The sequence below is a fragment of the Streptomyces sp. NPDC002994 genome, assembly GCF_040611155.1.
Taxonomy (GTDB): Bacteria; Actinomycetota; Actinomycetes; order Streptomycetales; family Streptomycetaceae; genus Streptomyces.
Map to the genome: position 1 here is coordinate 64,273 of NZ_JBEXNQ010000011.1, position 16,594 is coordinate 80,866.

Sequence of the window (16,594 nt, forward strand, 5' to 3'; positions counted from 1 at the left end):
CACACCACACCGCACCTCACCCAGGAGCGGGCAGCGACCTACCCCCCGCGCGGCCGAGCCGGCAGAACCGCCGACACGCGGAAGCCACCCGCATCCGTCGGCCCGGACACGAAGACACCACCCAGCGCCGTCACCCGCTCCCGCATCCCCACCAGCCCATTCCCGCCACTCGGCAACCCCGCATCCGCCGTGCCACCGTCCGACGGCCCGTTCTCCACCTGCATGGCGACCTCCGAGCCCCGGTGCGCCAGCCGCACCCACGTCTTCGCGCCCGCCGCATGCTTGTGCACGTTCGTCAGGGCCTCCTGCACCACGCGGTACGCCGTCTGCTCCACCAGCGGCCCACACGCGACCGGATCGCCCTCGACCGAGAACTCCACCACCATCCCCGCCTGCCGCGACTGCCCCACCAGCGCCTCAAGATCGGCCAGACACGGCCCGTCCTCCGCCTCAGCGGCAGCCGCCGCGGCCGCGGCCGCGCCCACCGCCGCCAGCGGAACCGCCGCCGACGCCATCGGCCGCGCCCCAGAACCCCCCGCATCCCCCGAACGCAGCACCCCGAGCATCTCCCGCAACTCCGTCAGCGCCTGCCGCCCCATGTCCCCGACCAGCGCCGCGTTCTTGACCGCCTTGGCCGGGTCCTTCAACGCCACCGCCTGCAGCGCCGCCGCGTGCACCACCATCAGACTCACCCGGTGCGCGACCACGTCGTGCATCTCACGCGCGATCCGCGTCCGCTCCTCCGTACGCGCCCACTCGGCCCGCTCCTCCGCCCGGTCCGCCAGCAGCGACAGCTCCCGCTCCAGCGAATCCGCCCGCTCCCGCAAGCTCTCCATCAACCGCCGCCGCGCCCCTATATAGAGCCCGTACAACACCGGCGGCCCGGTCAGCCCCAGCGACAAGAACAACGAAACCAGCGGCACATACCAGGGCCCGGGCCTGAAGTCCCCGTCCGTGGCGTTCGCCACGTCCTGCTGCGTCCGTACGAACGTCACGATCAACGTCCCGGCCAGCGACATCCCCGCCAGCACCACCGTGATCCGGCGCGGCACCTCCGACGCGGCCAGCGTGTACAGCGACACGATGCCCATCAGGAAAGCCATCTCGGCCGGCGTCACGGCGATCGACACCAGCACCACCGCGATCGGCCACCGCCGCCGCACGACCAGCACGGACCCCGCGACCAGTCCGAACACCACCCCCAGCGGAACCGGCAGCCCCGCGTTCCCCGCGAACCTCACACCCTCCACCGCACATTCGAGCGCCGAAACCAGCGCCAGTCCCACATCCAGGACGACACTGCGCCGCCTGTCCCACCACCAGAAGCGCCGGGCGGTCATGCCCGTGGCGTCCTGATCTGCCCCCGTTACGGTCATGCCAACCACCCTACGGGCGCCCGCCACCCAATATCCGGAGACCGGACGAGTGCGAAAACAGCCGTTGGCTCCCGAAACATGTGTTGTCCACACGAACTATTGAATCGACCGCGCTTTCGACCCAGGACGACGCATAACGAACAAGGCTGCTCGCATGACGGAAATCCTCGGCAAGTACGCCGACTTCGAAGTCCTCCGCGAGCAGGCGATCTCACTCCGCCGCCAGGGCCTCAGCCGCCGCCAGATCCGCGACCGCATCCAGGTCGACAACAACGACATCCTCAACCGCCTCCTGGACGGCGAGCCCGCCCCTGAGTGGACGAAGCGCCCGAACGCGAAGGACGACCTGCGGGCGAAGGCACGGGAGCTGCGCCTCCAGGGCCTCACGTACGACCAGATCCAACTGGAACTGGGCTGCTCGAAGAGCTCGATCTCGCTCTGGGTACGGGACCTGCCGAAGCCGCCCAAGCGAACTCGGGAGGAGGCGTCGGCGATCGCCCGGCGCGGCTGGGAAGCAACGCTTCAGCGGCGTGAAATCGAGCGGGAAGGGACGAAGCGTGCCGCCGCCGATGAAATTGGCGCCCTGACGGACCGGGAACTGTTCCTGCTGGGTGTCACGCTCTACTGGGCCGAGGGCGGGAAGGACAAGGCATACGACCGGCGCGAGTCTCTCAAGTTCATCAACAGCGACCCGAACGTCATCACTCTCTATCTGCGATGGCTCGACGTGCTCGGGGTCCCCCGTGAGCGTCTGCGTTTCTACGTCAGCATCCACGAATCGGCCGACGTGCCAGCAGCCGAACAATTCTGGGCGGACCTCGTCGGCGTCGCGCCCTCTGCCTTCAACAAGACCTCACTCAAGCGACACAACCCCAAGACCGTCCGCAAGAACACAGGCGAGGCGTACCGGGGTTGCCTGGTCGTCTACGTGAGGCAAAGTGCTGATCTGTACCGTCGCATGGAAGGCGCCTGGTACGGCATAGTAGGGGCGTCACTCACGTCCGACCCGAGAAATCGGACATAAGAGACGAACCATCCCGGGTCGTCTAATGGTAGGACAAATGGTTTTGGTCCATTGAATGAGGGTTCGATTCCTTCCCCGGGAGCTTCACTTTGCGGGTCCTGACCTCCCTGGTCAGGACCCGCGCGCGTTTCGGGCATGACACCCCCCGGTATCCTGCGGGTGTCCACCACCCGAAGCCGAAGGGCATCACCGTGAGCGCCAACCGCCCGGCCGCCGCCGTCGTCGTCCTCGCAGCGGGTGAGGGCACCCGCATGAAGTCGGCCATCCCGAAGGTCCTGCACGAGATCAGCGGGCGCTCGCTCGTCGGGCACGTCGTCGCCGCCTCCCGCGAGCTGAACCCCGAGCACCTCGTCGTGGTCGTCGGCCACGCCCGCGAGCAGGTCGCCGCGCACCTCGGCGAGATCGACCCCGAGGCTCGCACCGCCGTACAGGAGCAGCAGAAGGGCACCGGGCACGCCGTCCGCATGGGCCTGGAGCAGCTCGGCAGCGGCGGCATCGACGGCACCGTCGTCGTGGTCTGTGGCGACACGCCACTGCTGACCGGTGACACCCTCACCCGCCTCGCCGGGACGCATGCCGCCGACGGCAACGCGTGCACCGTGCTGACCGCCGAGGTTCCCGACTCGACGGGGTACGGGCGGATCGTCCGGGACAGGGACAGCGGTGCGGTCACCGGGATCGTCGAGCACAAGGACGCCACCGACGCGCAGCGCGCGATCAGTGAGATCAATTCCGGTGTGTTCGCGTTCGACGGGCAGCTGCTGGCCGATGCGCTGGGCAAGGTCCGTACGGACAACAGTCAGGGCGAGGAATACCTCACGGACGTGCTCGGCATCCTGCGTGAGGCCGGCCACCGCGTGGGCGCGGCGGTCGCCGCCGATCACCGGGAGATCCTCGGCATCAACAACCGCGTCCAGCTGGCCGAGGCACGCCGGCTGCTCAATGCCCGGCTGCTCGAGCGGGCGATGCTGAGCGGCGTGACGGTCGTCGACCCGGTCTCGACGTTCATCGATGTGACGGTGACGTTCGATCAGGACGCGGTCGTGCATCCGGGTACGCAGTTGCTCGGTGCGACGCACTTGGGTGAGGGCTGTGAGGTGGGTCCCAACTCCCGGCTCACGGACACGGTCGTCCACGCGGGCGCCCGGGTGGACAACACGGTCGCGGAGCGCGCGGAGGTGGGGCCGGGGGCGACGGTCGGCCCGTACACCTATCTGCGGCCCGGTACGAAGCTCGGTCCGAAGTCCAAGGCCGGCGCGTATGTGGAGATGAAGGCCGCTGTCATCGGTGAGGGCACGAAGGTGCCGCATCTGTCGTACGTGGGTGACGCGACCATCGGCGAGTACACGAACATCGGGGCGGCGAGCGTGTTCGTGAACTACGACGGTGAGACGAAGCACCACACCACGATCGGTTCGCACTGCCGGACGGGCTCGGACAACATGTTTGTGGCTCCTGTCACGGTCGGGGACGGCGCGTACACCGCGGCGGGCTCCGTCATTACCAAGGATGTTCCGCCCGGTTCACTCGCCGTTGCCCGTGGGCAGCAAAGGAATATCGAGGGTTGGGTGGCTCGTAAGCGTCCGGGAAGTGCTGCCGCGCAGGCGGCTCAGTCGGCGGCTGAAGTGGCCGAAGGCGAAAGCTGACCGGAAACAGGTGCGCCACTGACGGCGTACCGTGATAGGTGCACACAATTCGGCTGGCTCGTATGCGATTCAAAGGCGTGCGGGCGCAGCAGCAATGATTCACGTCCGAGGAGACAGTGCTGTGACCGGGATCAAGACGACCAGCGAGAAGAAGCTGATGCTCTTCTCCGGCCGCGCCCACCCCGAGCTGGCCGAGGAGGTCGCGCACCAGCTGGGTGTCGACCTCGTGCCGACGAAGGCTTTCGACTTCGCCAATGGTGAGATTTACGTCCGCTACCAGCAGTCGGCGCGCGGTGCCGACTGCTTCCTGATCCAGAGCCACACGGCTCCGATCAACAAGTGGATCATGGAGCAGCTGATCATGCTCGATGCTCTGAAGCGGGCTTCCGCGCGGAGCATCACTGTGGTCGTCCCGTCCTACGGTTACGCCCGTCAGGACAAGAAGCACCGTGGCCGTGAGCCGATCTCGGCCCGTCTGATCGCGGACCTGATGAAGACGGCGGGCGCGGACCGCATCGTCACGGTCGATCTGCACACCGACCAGATCCAGGGTTTCTTCGACGGCCCGGTCGATCACCTCTTCGCGCTGCCGGTTCTCGCGGACTATGTCGGGGCGAAGGTGGACCGTTCGAAGCTGACGATCGTGTCGCCGGACGCCGGCCGTGTGCGGGTGGCGGACCGTTGGTGTGACCGTCTGGACGCACCGCTGGCGATCGTCCACAAGCGCCGTGACAAGGACGTCGCGAACCAGGTCACGGTCCACGAGGTCGTGGGTGACGTGAAGGGACGTATCTGCGTCCTGGTCGACGACATGATCGACACGGGTGGCACGATCTGCGCCGCCGCGGACGCGCTGTTCGAGAACGGTGCGGAGGACGTCATCGTGACGGCCACGCACGGCATTCTGTCGGGGCCGGCGGCGGACCGTCTGAAGAACTCCAAGGTGAGCGAGTTCGTCTTTACGGACACGCTGCCCACGCCGGGTGAACTGGAGCTCGACAAGATCACTGTGCTGTCGATCGCGCCGACGATCGCGCGTGCGGTGCGCGAGGTCTTCGAGGACGGTTCGGTCACGAGCCTCTTCGAGGAGCAGTCGTAGCGATCACTTAGCAGTCATCGCCTAGATCGATTTCTGGTACGGCCTTCCCGCCGGGTAGACTCCTTGAGTTGCTCGGCGAGGGAGGCCGTACTCATGCAGTACGGCATATCCGTTATCGACGCGCTCTTCGTAGCAGGCCGTTTCGTGGCCGGGTGACCCATCCGTTTTTTGTCACCTGCGAGGAGTGCAGCCATGGCCGAGATCAAGATCGCCGCTGAAGTCCGTACCGAGTTCGGCAAGGGCGCTGCCCGTCAGACCCGTCGCGCCAACAAGGTTCCGGGCGTCATCTACGGCCACGGCGCCGCGCCGGTCCACGTCACCCTGCCGGGTCACGACCTGATGATGGCGCTCAAGACCAGCAACGCGCTGCTGAGCCTCGACGTCGACGGCAAGACCGAGCTGGTCATCCCCAAGGCCATTCAGCGTGACGCGATCCGTCGCACCATCACCCACGTCGACCTGCTCTCGGTCAAGCTGGGCGAGAAGGTCACGGTCGAGGTCGCGGTCCACACCGAGGGCGAGCTGGCCCCGGGCGGCAACCTGCTCGAGAACGTGCTGAACACGCTGTCGGTCGAGACCGAGGCCACGCACATCCCCGAGTCCGTCACGGTCTCCATCGCGGGCCTCGAGGCCGGTGTCTCGATCCACGCGAAGGACGTTCCGCTGCCCGAGGGCACGACCCTGGTCACCGACCCCGACGCCATCGTCATCCAGGTTCTGGCCCCGCAGGCCGAGGAGGCCCCGGCCGAGGGTGAGTCCGAGGGCTCCGAGGCCTGAGCCTCGCTGCTCACCCAGCTGCACCCAGCTGTTCACTGTCCAGCCGCCGTCCCGCGCCTCTGTGCGCGGGACGGCGGCTGGCGTATGAGGGCGTACGAAGGCGTATGAAGGAGACATGCAGATGACGGACGCAGCAGCCGCCGCCGAGCCGTGGCTGATCGTGGGCCTGGGCAACCCGGGTCCTGATTACGCGGCCAACCGGCACAATGTCGGTTTCATGGTGGCCGATCTGCTCGCGGAGCGCATGCGGGCGAAGTTCAAGGCGCACAAGGCGCGCGCCCAGGTCGTCGAGGGCCGCATGGGTGCGCCGGGCCCGGCGAACCGCCGTGTGGTGCTGGCCAAGCCGCTGTCGTACATGAATCTGTCCGGTGGCCCGGTCACGGCGCTGCGTGACTTCTACAAGGTGCCGACGGCCAACATCGTCGCGATCCACGACGAGCTGGACATCGACTTCGGCGCGCTGCGCGTGAAGCTGGGCGGCGGCGACAACGGCCACAACGGCCTCAAGTCGATGACCAAGGCGATGGGGCCGGACTATCACCGGGTGCGGTTCGGCATCGGGCGGCCGCCGGGGCGTATGCAGGTGGCGGACTTCGTCCTGAAGGATTTCTCCTCGACGGAGCGCAAGGAGCTGGGTTACTTCGTGGACCGGGCGGCGGACGCGGTGGAGTGTCTGGTCACTGAGGGTCTTGAGCGCGCGCAGAGCTCGTACAACTCCTGACATTCCCCCCTCCAGTCCTGGCCAGAGGTTGACCGAGCGCGGTCATATGGCCAAGGATCGCGCTCCATGGCCTCGAAGCGGACTCAAGCCCTCCTGTACGCCCGGCGAACGGCGATGGCCGGCATCGCCCTGCTGCTGCTCGTCGCCGGCGTACGTTCCTCCTGGGGCACGGCCCAGCACGTCATGCTCGCCAAGGGGCGCGAGCACGGCACGATGACGGTCGCCGCGTGCGGCGCCGAGACCTGTACCGGCCCGTACACCCCCGAGGGCCGTACGCCCGACCACCCGCGCGTGAGCATCGACAAGTCGATCGCGGCGAAGAAGGGCATGAAGCTCCGGGTGGTGGTGAAGCCCGGCACCGATGAGGTGGTACGCGCCGGAGGGTCCGGGCTCCTGCACGCCTGGACCCCGCTCGGCGGCGCACTGCTGCTCGCCGGTCTGGTCATCGGTGGGGGCCTGCGGCTGACCCGCACCGCCTGGGGAGTGGGGGCGGTCGGCGGGGCACTGCTGGTCGCGTCGTTCTTCGCGCTCTGAGTTCCGAGCGCTCCGAGTTCCGAGCGCTCCGAGTTCCGAGCCGCGTACCTCTGTGCGGAGCCGGAACCGCGTATTCCTGATCGTTACCCGGGACCATTGGGTCAAGTCACGGCGCATGGGACGGATGGGCCGACTTCCTCCTTGACGGGCCGCAGGGACCACAGGAAGCTGAGCCGCCCCACCCCCCACGGCATGCCACTTCTCTCACGTTGGACTGCCCATGCGCCCCCTCATTCCCTCCAGCGCTCTGGTGACGGCTGTGACCGCCTCCCTGCTGCTGGCCCCTTCCGCCTACGCCACGCCCCAGGGCGACAACGGCACGGTGAAGATCCACGACGCCACGACGGGCGAGGAACTTCGCAGGAACGAGCCGAAAGTCTGCTCCTTCTATCTCGACGCTTTCGGCTTCGACGCGACCCAGCAGGTCAGCTGGCACATCGAAGCCTGGGCCAACAACGAACTCGCCAAGGGCGAGATCGTGAAGTCCGGTTCGCTGACGCTCGACGGCTCCGGCCACGAGCGAACCGCGGACATGACCCTGCCCGACGGCCAGTACAAGCTGTTCTGGAACTTCGAGGGCGAGAACGGCAAGGCCAAGCACAAGGTCTTCAAGACCGACTGCCCGGCCGAGGAGGAGCCGGCCGACAAGCCCGGTAAGCCCGCCGAGGAGCCGGCCGACGAGCCGGCCGCCACGCCCAACGAGAAGCCCTCCGAGCCCGCCCCGGCCGGCGAGCAGCCGAACGGGGGCGCCTCCCCGACGGAGTCCGCTCCGGCGTCCGCGGCCCCGGCCGGTCAGGACGGTGGATCCGGTGGATCCGGCGACCTCGCCGAGACCGGTTCGGGTGCGCCCGTCGGTGTTCTCTCCGCCGTCGCCGCGGCGCTGCTCGGCGCCGGTGGCTACCTGGTGATGCGCCGCCGCAAGGCCCAGCAGAGCTGATCAGCGAACACGAACGGCGGTGGTCCCGGTGACCACCGCCGTTCGTGCTGTCCGTACCGCCGTGTCCGTCAGCCGGTGTTGCGCAGCCCTGCCGCCACGCCGTTGACCGTGAGCAGCAGCGCCCTGGCCAGCAGCGGGTCCGGCTCCTCACCGCGTTCGGCCGCTGCGCGCTGGCGGGCCAGCAGCGACACCTGGAGGTAGGAGATCGGGTCCAGGTAGGCGTCGCGGATCGCGAACGTCTGGTGGAGGACCGGGCTGGAGCCGAGCAGCTGCTCCTCGCCCGTGATCCGCAGGACTTCCGCCACGGTGAGCTCGTGCTCGGCGCGGATCATCTCGAAGACGTGCTTCAGCTCGTCCGGGACGAGCGTGTCGACGTAATGCTGCGCGATGCGCAGATCAGTCTTGGCGAGCGTCATCTCGACGTTGGAGAGGAAGTTCCGGAAGAAATGCCAGTTCTGCTGCATTTCGTCCAGGACCGTGTCCAGTCCCGCCTCCCGCAGCGCCTTCAGACCGGACCCGACGCCGTACCAGCCGGGCACGATCTGCCGGGACTGCGTCCACCCGAAGACCCACGGGATGGCCCGCAGGCCGTCGAGACCCGCGCCGCTGTCCGGGCGGCGCGAGGGCCGCGAGCCCAGGTGCAGGTCCGCGAGCTGGTCCACCGGAGTGGCCGCAAAGAAGTACGCCGGCAGGTCCGGGTCCTCGACGAGCCTGCGGTACGCCGTGTGGGCGGCCTCGGACACGGTGTCCATCGCCGCGTCCCAGCGCGCCAGCGACTCGTCGGACTGACGCGGTGAGGTGTGCAGCGCGGAGGCCTGGAGCGTGGCGGCGACCGTCAGCTCCAGGTTCTCCCTGGCCAGGGACGGCACGAGGTACTTGTCGGAGATGACCTCGCCCTGCTCGGTCACCTTGATCTCGCCCTCCAGCGTGCCCCACGGCTGCGCGAGGATCGCGTCGTGCGAGGGGCCGCCGCCGCGGCCGACGGTGCCGCCGCGGCCGTGGAAGAGCCGCAGGCGTACGCCGTACCGGTGGGCGACGTCACGCAGCCGCCGCTGGGCGCGGTGGATCTCCCACTGCGACGTCGTGATGCCGCCGAACTTCGACGAGTCGGAGTACCCGAGCATGACTTCCTGCACGTCACCGCGCAGTGAGACGAGCCGCCGGTACGACGGGTCGGCGAGCATTTCGTCAAGGATCACATCGGCCGCACGCAGCTCGTCCGTGGTCTCCAGCAGCGGCACGATGCCGATCTTCGCCCACCCGGTGTGCAGGTCGACGAGCCCGGCCTCCCGCGCGAGCACAGCCGCGGCGAAGACGTCGTCGGCGCCCTGGCACATCGAGATGATGTACGACTCGATGACCTCGGGCCCGAAGCGCTCCAGCGCCTCTCTGATCGTGGTGAACACGCCGAGCGTCTTCTCGCCCGCGGCGTCCAGAGGAGCAGGAGTCGGGGCCAGCGGCCGCCGCGACCGCAGCTCCTTCGCGAGGAGCTTCTGCCGGTACTCGCGCGGCATGTCGGCGTACCGCCAGGACTCCTCACCGAGCCGGTCGAAGAGCTGCCCGAGGGCGTGGTGGTGCGCGTCGGCGTGCTCGCGTACGTCCATCGTGGCGAGCTGGAGCCCGAACGCCGCCAGCGTGCGGATCGTACGGTCCATGCGGCCGTCGGCGAAGAGGCCGCCGCGGTGCTCGCGCAGCGACGTCTGGATGAGCGCGAGGTCGGCGATGAGCTCGCCGGTGCCGAGGTAGTCGATGCCGGGGCGGTGCGGGGTGCCGTTGGCGAGGCGCTCGCGCGTGTTGAGGAGCTTCTGCCGGATGCAGGTGGCCTTGAGCCGGTACGGCTCCTCGGCGTTCAGCCGCTTGTAGCGGGGGCTGATGGGCAGCCGCTCCAGGTCGGCCTGGAGGGAGGACATCAGCTCCTCCGTCGCGCCCGCGTAGCGGATGGAGTTCGACAGCTGCCCGCGCAGCTGATCAACGAGCTCCAGCGCGTCCGTGATCCCGTGCTCGTGCTGAAGGATCAGCACTTCCCAGGTCACGGCCGGTGTGACGTTCGGATTCCCGTCGCGGTCGCCGCCGATCCAGGTGCCGAAGGTGAGCGGCCGGGTGTCGGCGGGCAGCTCGACGCCCACCCGCTCCAGCTCGGCGGAGAGGTCCTCCAGGACGTCACCCACGGCGCCCGCGTGCAGCTCGTCCAGGTAATAGATGGCATTGCGGGCTTCGTCGGCAGGCTCGGGGCGTACGACACGCAGCTCGTCCGTCTGCCAGATGAGGTCGATCGATTCGGCCAGACGGAGGTCATGGCGACGCCGATCGGAGGCGATCACCGGGGTCTCGAGAAGCTCCGCGATGCGGCGCAGCTTGTTCAGCACGGACCGGCGCGCGGCCTCGGTCGGATGGGCGGTGAAAACCGGCCTGACGTTGAGGTTCTTGACGGTGTGGCGCAGGTGCTCGGGGTCGGCGTCCTTGAGCTTGTCAGCCGTACGGGCGAGCAGCCCGCCCTCTTCGGCACGCTTGGCGCGCATCTCACGACCGCGGTGCACCTGCTCGGTGACGTTGGCAAGATGGAAGTACGTCGAGAAGGCCCGCACCAGCCTGGCTGCGGTTTCCAGGTCGGTGTCGCCGAGCAGTTCGGCGGCGGCCTCGCCGTCGGTGCGCGTCAGGGCGCGCACCCGCTCCACCAGCTCGAGGAGCTCGTGGCCTTCCTGCCGTACGAGCGTCTCGCCGAGCAGGTCGCCGAGGCGGCGGATGTCGGCACGCAGCTCCGCGCTGGTGTTGGAGTTCTGGTCGGCACTGCTCACAGGTGCGGCTCCTTGCAGTGTTTGAGCACGTCTGGAGGTTATGTGGACCACGCTGTCCGACGGCACCCAGGATATGCGGCGCGGCCGAACGTGTTCCCCGCGGCCTCTTGCCGCTGGGCAAAGCGCTGCCATACTTACGACGCCGTAGGTTACGCAACCGTAGCCAAAGGTTTCGCAGCTGCGGCTTTGGCAACCAGAGCTTCTGACACTTCCCTCACCCCACAGGGGACCCCATGACCACTCGTTCCGACGTGCTCGAAGATGCCCGCGAGGCGGGTAACGACACCTCGGCCCCCACCGCCACCCGCGGCGGGGAGTCCAAGCGCTCCATCGAGCAGCTCGCGCTTCTCCTCTTCATCACCGTCCCCTTCCTGGCCCTGCTGGCGGCTGTGCCGCTGGCCTGGGGCTGGGGCGTGAGCTGGCTCGACCTGGGCCTGATGGTCTTCATGTACTACCTCGGGTGCCATGGCATCACGATCGGCTTCCACCGCTACTTCACCCACGGTTCCTTCAAGGCGAAGCGCCCGCTGCGCATCGCCCTGGCGGTCATGGGCTCCATGGCGGTCGAGGGGCCCTTGGTCCGCTGGGTCGCGGACCACCGCAAGCACCACAAGTTCTCGGACGCCGAGGGTGACCCCCACTCGCCGTGGCGTTTCGGCGAAACACTCCCCGCCCTGATGAAGGGCCTGTGGTGGGCACACATCGCCTGGATGTTCGACGAGGAGCAGACGTCGCAGGAGAAGTACGCCCCGGACCTGATCAAGGACCCGGCGATCCGCCGCATCTCCCGCGACTTCGTCTACTGGACGATCCTGTCCCTGGCCATCCCGCCCCTGGTCGGCGGCCTGGTGACGATGTCCTGGTGGGGCGCGTTCACGGCGTTCTTCTGGGGTTCCCTGGTCCGCGTGGCGCTCCTCCACCACGTCACGTGGTCGATCAACTCGATCTGCCACGCGGTGGGCAAGCGCCCGTTCAAGTCCCGTGACAAGTCCGGCAACGTCTGGTGGCTGGCGGTCCTGTCCTGCGGTGAGTCCTGGCACAACCTGCACCACGCGGATCCGACGTCGGCGCGGCACGGCGTGATGAAGGGCCAGCTGGACTCCAGTGCCCGGCTGATCCGCTGGTGCGAGAAGGCCGGCTGGGCGTACGACGTCCGGTGGCCGAGCACGGACCGTATCGACTCCCGGCGCAAGAGCGAGCCCTCCGAAGCGGCATGATTGGTGACGTGGCGATCGACGGCAGCAGTACGAACAGCGAGAAGAGCAGGCCCACTCCGAGCCGGCGTGCCCGCCGCGTCCGCATGACCGGCAAGGAACGCCGCGAACAGCTGCTGGACATCGGCCGCACCCTCTTCGCCGAGAAGGGTTTCGAAGGCACGTCGGTAGAAGAGATCGCAGCGAAGGCAGGCGTCTCGAAACCAGTGGTCTACGAACACTTCGGCGGCAAGGAGGGCCTGTACGCGGTAGTGGTCGACCGTGAGATGCGTCGCCTGCTGGACATGGTCACGGGCGCCCTTACGGCGGGCCACCCCCGCGAACTCCTGGAACAGGCCGCGTTCGCCCTCCTGGACTACATCGAGACGTACACGGACGGCTTCCGCATCCTGGTGAGGGACTCCCCGGTGGCCCAGTCAACAGGCAGCTTCGCCTCCCTCATCAGCGACATCGCGACCCAGGTGGAGGACATCCTGGGCCTGGAGTTCAAGGCCCGCGGCTTCGACCCCAAGCTGGCCCCCCTGTATGCCCAGGCCCTGGTGGGCATGGTCGCGCTCACCGGCCAGTGGTGGCTGGACGTCCGCAAGCCGAAGAAGGCGGAGGTCGCGGCGCACCTGGTGAACCTGTGCTGGCACGGGCTGGAAAACCTGGAAGCCAAACCCCGTCTAATAGGCCACCGCAAGAACTGACCTCCACGGAACCACGCGAGCGGGCCGCCCCTTTCCGGGGCGGCCCGCTCGCGTGGTCCCCCCTCCAGAAGCTCCAGAAGCTCCGGAACGGCTTCAGGCCCCGGTGTCGGTGGCGAGTGCGTACAGCAGCTCGTACGCCGATTCCACCAGGTGCAACCTGTCGCCCCGGCGGGTCGCCAGCGCCGCGATGCCGGTGGCCGAGGCGGGGTGGAAGCCGAGGAAGGCCTGTTGGCCGAAGGTGGCTCCGGCGTGGAAGAGCAGGGGTCCCCCCGGGGCCGGGTGGTGGAACCAGGTCAGGGTGTGGGTGTCGCGGCGGCGCAGGCCGCGGCGCAGTTGCGGGATCTGGACGTCGCGCAGCGGCAGGCCCAGTGGCGTGGTGCCGGGGTTCAGGTGTGCTTCGAGGTAGGTGAGGAGGTCCGCGGGGGTGGAGCGTACGGCTCCGGCGGCGATGAAGGGGCCCATGCCGATGCCGGGTACGGGTGTGGTGCCGTTCCTGCGGTGCCCCACGGCGGCGGTGTTCCCCGTGGTGGTGGGGGATCCCGGGCCGAGGGTGGTGCCGGTCAGGCCCAAGGGGCGCAGCACGTGGCGGGTGAGCAGCGTGGGGCAGTCGGCGCCCGCGGCCCGGGCCATGGCGGGGCCGAGCAGCGCCACCCCGAAGTTGGAGTACCGCCAGCGGGTGCCGGGGCGGTGGTGGGGCCGGGTGCGGGCGAAGGTGCGCAGGAGCCGCTCGGTGTCGTACGTCGCGTAGGCGTCGGCGTACGGGCGCAACAGGGCGCCGGGGATCAGGTCGCCGGGGATGCGGGGCAGCCCCGCGGTGTGGGTCGCGAGGTGGCGCAGGGTGATGCGGCGCGAGTCGGGGTGGCGCAGGGGCAGGTCCGGCAGGTGGGCGGCGAGCGGGTCGTCGAGGGACAGCACTCCGGCACGGGCCAGGTGGGCCAGGAGCAGGACGGTGAAGGTCTTGCTCACCGAGCCGAGTTCGTAACGCAGCGCGTGGCGTGGCACGTGGCGTGGCGCGTCTCGCGGCGCGGCCAGGGCACGCCCGGTGCCACCAGTCACCGTCGTACGTCGGCCGTGGCGGGTGACCGCGAGCACGACGTCCGGGGCGTCGATCGCGGTGACGGCGTCCGCGAGGCGCAGCGCGAGCGCGTCGGCGGACGTCGTGGCGGCCGGTGCCACGCGCGTCGTCACGCGCGGGACATCGCCCGGGAGGTGGCCATCGCGGAGGCGAACGCGGCGACCAGGGTGGGGTGGTGGACGATGTCGAAGACCTCCGCCTCGTCGCCGTCCGGCATCCCGTGCTGGAGGGGCATCGCACCGCTCTCGGACTGCGCGGCGGCGTACCGCTCCCACACCTGCGCGTCGAGGGTGGGCCGGGGCAGGCACGCGTCGACGACGAGGAGTTCGCCGAGCAGGTCCCAGTGTTCGAGGTCGGCCCAGTCGTCGATCCAGGCGGGCAGGTACAGCGCGAGGTAGGCGGCGGTCTGCGGCGGGATGCCGCCGGGGTCCTCGCCCCAGTTGGTGAGGTGGAAGACGGTGTGCGTGATGTCGTACGCGATGTGGTACTGCACCGTCCACGGTTCGGGGTGCCGGCTCAGCCAGGTCAGCTTCACGGCTTCGTCGAAGTCCCCACTGGGGGTGAGGCCGATTTTGCGTTCGGCGCCCAGCACGCTGAGCCGCCGGATGGGCACCATGTCCAGTGCCGGCCAGGTGCGGGTGCGGTGGCTGACGTCCACGGCCGTTTCCAGGCCCGGGTGGCGGAAGCCCAGTTCGTGGAAGGTCGCGTAGATCTCCAGGGGTACGGGCGAGAAGGGTTCGTCATGCTGAAGAGCCGCCAGTACATTGCCGCCGTCCAGCAGTTCCCGCCACGTGAAGTCCAGGAGCTGCCCGGCGCGGGCGTGCTGACGCGAGCCTGCCACTCCCTCCCGGAAGAGCACCCGCATGTTGAGCGCCAACTCGCCGATGGGTTTGAGGCGTTCGACGATGCCTCGGCCGGTGGCGCGGTCACCGGGCGTCAGCCGGAAGTGCTCACGGTGGTCGTCGAGCCAGGTCAGGGCCCGGTCTCCGACACCGTGCAGGAGCGCGGGAGGAGCGGCTGCGACTGTGCCTGCGGTAGTTGTCATCGAGCTGCCTCGCTTTCGTGGACCTGCGCCCCCGTATCACCCGCGACCGCACCCAGGGCGATGCGGGCCAGCGTGCCGGCGAAGGCGGTCACCAGGGTGGAGTGGTAGCAGGCCGTGAAGGTGGCGGCGCGGTCGTCGGCGGGTGGTCCCGCTCCCATGTCGGGCACACTGCCGTCGGGCCTCCGCGCGTCGGCCAGCCGCTGCCAGGCCACCGGATCGTACGGAGCGGCGGGCAGGCAGGCCGTCACTGCCAGCAATTCGCCTGCCAGGTCCCACAGTTCTTCGTCCAGCCAGTTCTCCAGCCAGGCGGGGAGCCACAGCCGCAGGTAGTCGGCCTGCGCGCGGGGCAGCCGGCCACGGGCGCGGCCCCAGTCGGTGAGGTGGAAGACGTCGTGGGTCAGGCCGTACGCCCCTCCCCGGTCCAGCGCCCACGGCTCCGGCATCAGGCCGAGGTTGGTCAGCCCCAGCACGGCTTCGAAGTCGGCGTGCGGCGCCAGGCCGATCCGGCGCTCCGCGTTCAGCACGCCGAGGGTACGGGTGTGGTCCTCGCGCGCCACGCGCCAGCCGCGCAGCCCGGTCGTCGCCGCCAGCAGTTGTTCCACGGCGGTGTTGCGCAGCCCGGCCTGGGCGAAGACTCCGTAGATCTCCACCGGATACGTGGCGTGCGGCTCACCACGGATGAGCTCGGCGAACAGCTCCGCGTCGCGTGTCTCGTTCCAGGCGAAGGCGAACAGCCCGTCCGCCGCCTGGCGCAGCTCGTCACGGGGGTGGGACGTGCGGATCAGGTACGTCAGTTCGGCCAGTTCACCGAGGGGTTTGAGGGTGAGGTTGGGGTCGGCGTCCGTGGTGACGTTCGGGGGCAGCCGGAAGTCGCCGCGCGCCGCGTCCAGCCACTCCAGGCTGTCGCCGACCATGCGGTCGAGGAACGACGCCGGGGCGGCCAGGTCGCCTGTCACCCACCCCGTCCGTAGAACTGCCGTGCGGCCACGACGTGGAGCGCCACCCTCGGGTCGCCGTCGCTCATTTGCCGCACGAACACCAGTCCGGTATCGAGCCCCAGGGTCGGCGGGGCGTCCGGCAGCCGGGCCAGCCAGCGCCCGAGTCCGGCGGCCTGCAGCCAGTCCCTGCGGCGTACGGCCCGGACGAAACCGCGGGCCAGGTCGTCGGTGCGCGACGCGAGCCGGTCGGCCAGCCCCTGCGCGAGTCCGGGAAGTGCGAGCGCGGCCAGTTGCGACGCGCGGTGGGAAAGTTTTGGCCAGGGATCGTCGGTCACCCACGCCGAGGCGGCCTCCGGCGCCTGCGGCCACCGGTCCGCGCCGCCGGGCAGGAAGGCGTGCGAGGCCTCAACCAGGCCCCGGTAACTCCACACCGACACCTCCGAGGCGTCAGGGCCGGGCGGGTAGGCGGCCAGCGCCTCCCGGACGACCGCTTCGTCGTTCTCCCCACCGGGTGCTGCCCGGTGGTCCAGCGCGTAGGGTGCGAGCGCGTCGGCGCCCAGCACCCGGATCGCCGCTGATGCCAGCGCGTCCCCTTGCCGCAGGAGGCTGGAGAGCGCATAGGGGTCGCCCTCACCTCGCAAGGCAAGGACGACTCCGTTTGCGGCATCGGCGACCACAGCGCTCAGCGGGACTGAGCCCGCTTCTTGAGCCTGTTCAGCCAACG

General features: G+C 69.2%; 15 protein-coding genes and 1 tRNA gene. 10 read left to right on the plus strand and 6 right to left on the minus strand.

Annotated features, from left to right (window positions below; genetic code table 11):
- Positions 1-38 precede the first annotated feature (38 nt).
- Positions 39-1,376 (minus strand): histidine kinase, encoded by a 1,338-nt coding sequence (locus tag ABZX79_RS16730; RefSeq protein ID WP_355257260.1) that lies wholly within the window; start codon positions 1,374-1,376, stop codon positions 39-41.
- Between the two features lie 154 nt (positions 1,377-1,530).
- Between ABZX79_RS16730 and ABZX79_RS16735 the strand changes: the two genes are divergently transcribed.
- From ABZX79_RS16735 to ABZX79_RS16770, 8 genes are all read left to right on the plus strand, one after another.
- Entirely contained in the window at positions 1,531-2,400 is an 870-nt protein-coding gene (locus tag ABZX79_RS16735; RefSeq protein WP_355257263.1) for a hypothetical protein, read from the plus strand.
- Between the two features lie 11 nt (positions 2,401-2,411).
- Positions 2,412-2,482 (plus strand) — tRNA-Gln (locus ABZX79_RS16740).
- A gap of 109 nt (positions 2,483-2,591) precedes the next feature.
- Positions 2,592-4,046, plus strand: a complete 1,455-nt coding sequence (glmU, locus tag ABZX79_RS16745; protein ID WP_355257266.1) for a bifunctional UDP-N-acetylglucosamine diphosphorylase/glucosamine-1-phosphate N-acetyltransferase GlmU — start codon at positions 2,592-2,594, stop codon at positions 4,044-4,046.
- Positions 4,047-4,167: 121 nt separating this feature from the next.
- Positions 4,168-5,145, plus strand: a complete 978-nt coding sequence (locus ABZX79_RS16750; RefSeq protein ID WP_215134135.1) for a ribose-phosphate diphosphokinase — start codon at positions 4,168-4,170, stop codon at positions 5,143-5,145.
- Between the two features lie 192 nt (positions 5,146-5,337).
- Positions 5,338-5,922 (plus strand): 50S ribosomal protein L25/general stress protein Ctc, encoded by a 585-nt coding sequence (locus ABZX79_RS16755; RefSeq protein WP_355257270.1) that lies wholly within the window; start codon positions 5,338-5,340, stop codon positions 5,920-5,922.
- A gap of 121 nt (positions 5,923-6,043) precedes the next feature.
- Positions 6,044-6,643, plus strand: coding sequence for an aminoacyl-tRNA hydrolase (gene pth, locus ABZX79_RS16760; RefSeq protein ID WP_355257273.1), 600 nt, complete (start codon positions 6,044-6,046; stop codon positions 6,641-6,643).
- 66 nt (positions 6,644-6,709) lie between these two features.
- Positions 6,710-7,177: a hypothetical protein gene (locus ABZX79_RS16765; RefSeq protein WP_355257276.1), complete on the plus strand. Its 468-nt coding sequence runs from the start codon at positions 6,710-6,712 to the stop codon at positions 7,175-7,177.
- Positions 7,178-7,397: 220 nt separating this feature from the next.
- On the plus strand, positions 7,398-8,114 hold the full coding sequence (locus ABZX79_RS16770) for an LPXTG cell wall anchor domain-containing protein (protein ID WP_355257279.1): 717 nt from the start codon (positions 7,398-7,400) through the stop codon (positions 8,112-8,114).
- A 68-nt stretch (positions 8,115-8,182) separates the two neighbouring features.
- On the opposite strand, the gene ppc is transcribed toward ABZX79_RS16770, so the two are convergent.
- Positions 8,183-10,909 carry a phosphoenolpyruvate carboxylase gene (gene ppc / locus ABZX79_RS16775; protein WP_355257282.1) on the minus strand — a complete coding sequence of 909 codons (2,727 nt, stop codon included), beginning with the start codon at positions 10,907-10,909 and terminating at the stop codon, positions 8,183-8,185.
- Between the two features lie 233 nt (positions 10,910-11,142).
- On the opposite strand from ppc, the gene ABZX79_RS16780 reads away from it, so the two are divergent.
- Positions 11,143-12,126 carry an acyl-CoA desaturase gene (locus tag ABZX79_RS16780; protein WP_355257284.1) on the plus strand — a complete coding sequence of 328 codons (984 nt, stop codon included), beginning with the start codon at positions 11,143-11,145 and terminating at the stop codon, positions 12,124-12,126.
- Positions 12,123-12,812 carry a TetR/AcrR family transcriptional regulator gene (locus ABZX79_RS16785; RefSeq protein ID WP_215134119.1) on the plus strand — a complete coding sequence of 230 codons (690 nt, stop codon included), beginning with the start codon at positions 12,123-12,125 and terminating at the stop codon, positions 12,810-12,812. The genes ABZX79_RS16780 and ABZX79_RS16785 overlap by 4 nt, the downstream gene beginning before the upstream one ends.
- Positions 12,813-12,905: 93 nt before the next feature.
- Here ABZX79_RS16785 and ABZX79_RS16790 read toward each other — a convergent pair whose 3' ends face one another.
- From ABZX79_RS16790 to ABZX79_RS16805, 4 genes are read right to left on the minus strand one after another with little or no spacing between them, the layout of a single operon-like run.
- Entirely contained in the window at positions 12,906-14,000 is a 1,095-nt protein-coding gene (locus ABZX79_RS16790) for a serine hydrolase domain-containing protein (RefSeq protein WP_355257288.1), read from the minus strand.
- A complete protein-coding gene (locus tag ABZX79_RS16795) occupies positions 13,997-14,932 on the minus strand; it encodes a hypothetical protein (RefSeq protein ID WP_355257291.1) in 936 nt (311 codons plus the stop codon). Before ABZX79_RS16795 ends, ABZX79_RS16790 begins: the two co-directional genes overlap by 4 nt.
- Positions 14,929-15,888: a hypothetical protein gene (locus ABZX79_RS16800; protein WP_355257294.1), complete on the minus strand. Its 960-nt coding sequence runs from the start codon at positions 15,886-15,888 to the stop codon at positions 14,929-14,931. Before ABZX79_RS16800 ends, ABZX79_RS16795 begins: the two co-directional genes overlap by 4 nt.
- The gene (locus tag ABZX79_RS16805; RefSeq protein ID WP_355257297.1) at positions 15,885-16,592 is read right to left on the minus strand and encodes a hypothetical protein; all 708 of its coding nucleotides are present in this window, start codon (positions 16,590-16,592) and stop codon (positions 15,885-15,887) included. The genes ABZX79_RS16800 and ABZX79_RS16805 overlap by 4 nt, the downstream gene beginning before the upstream one ends.
- Positions 16,593-16,594: the final 2 nt, after the last annotated feature.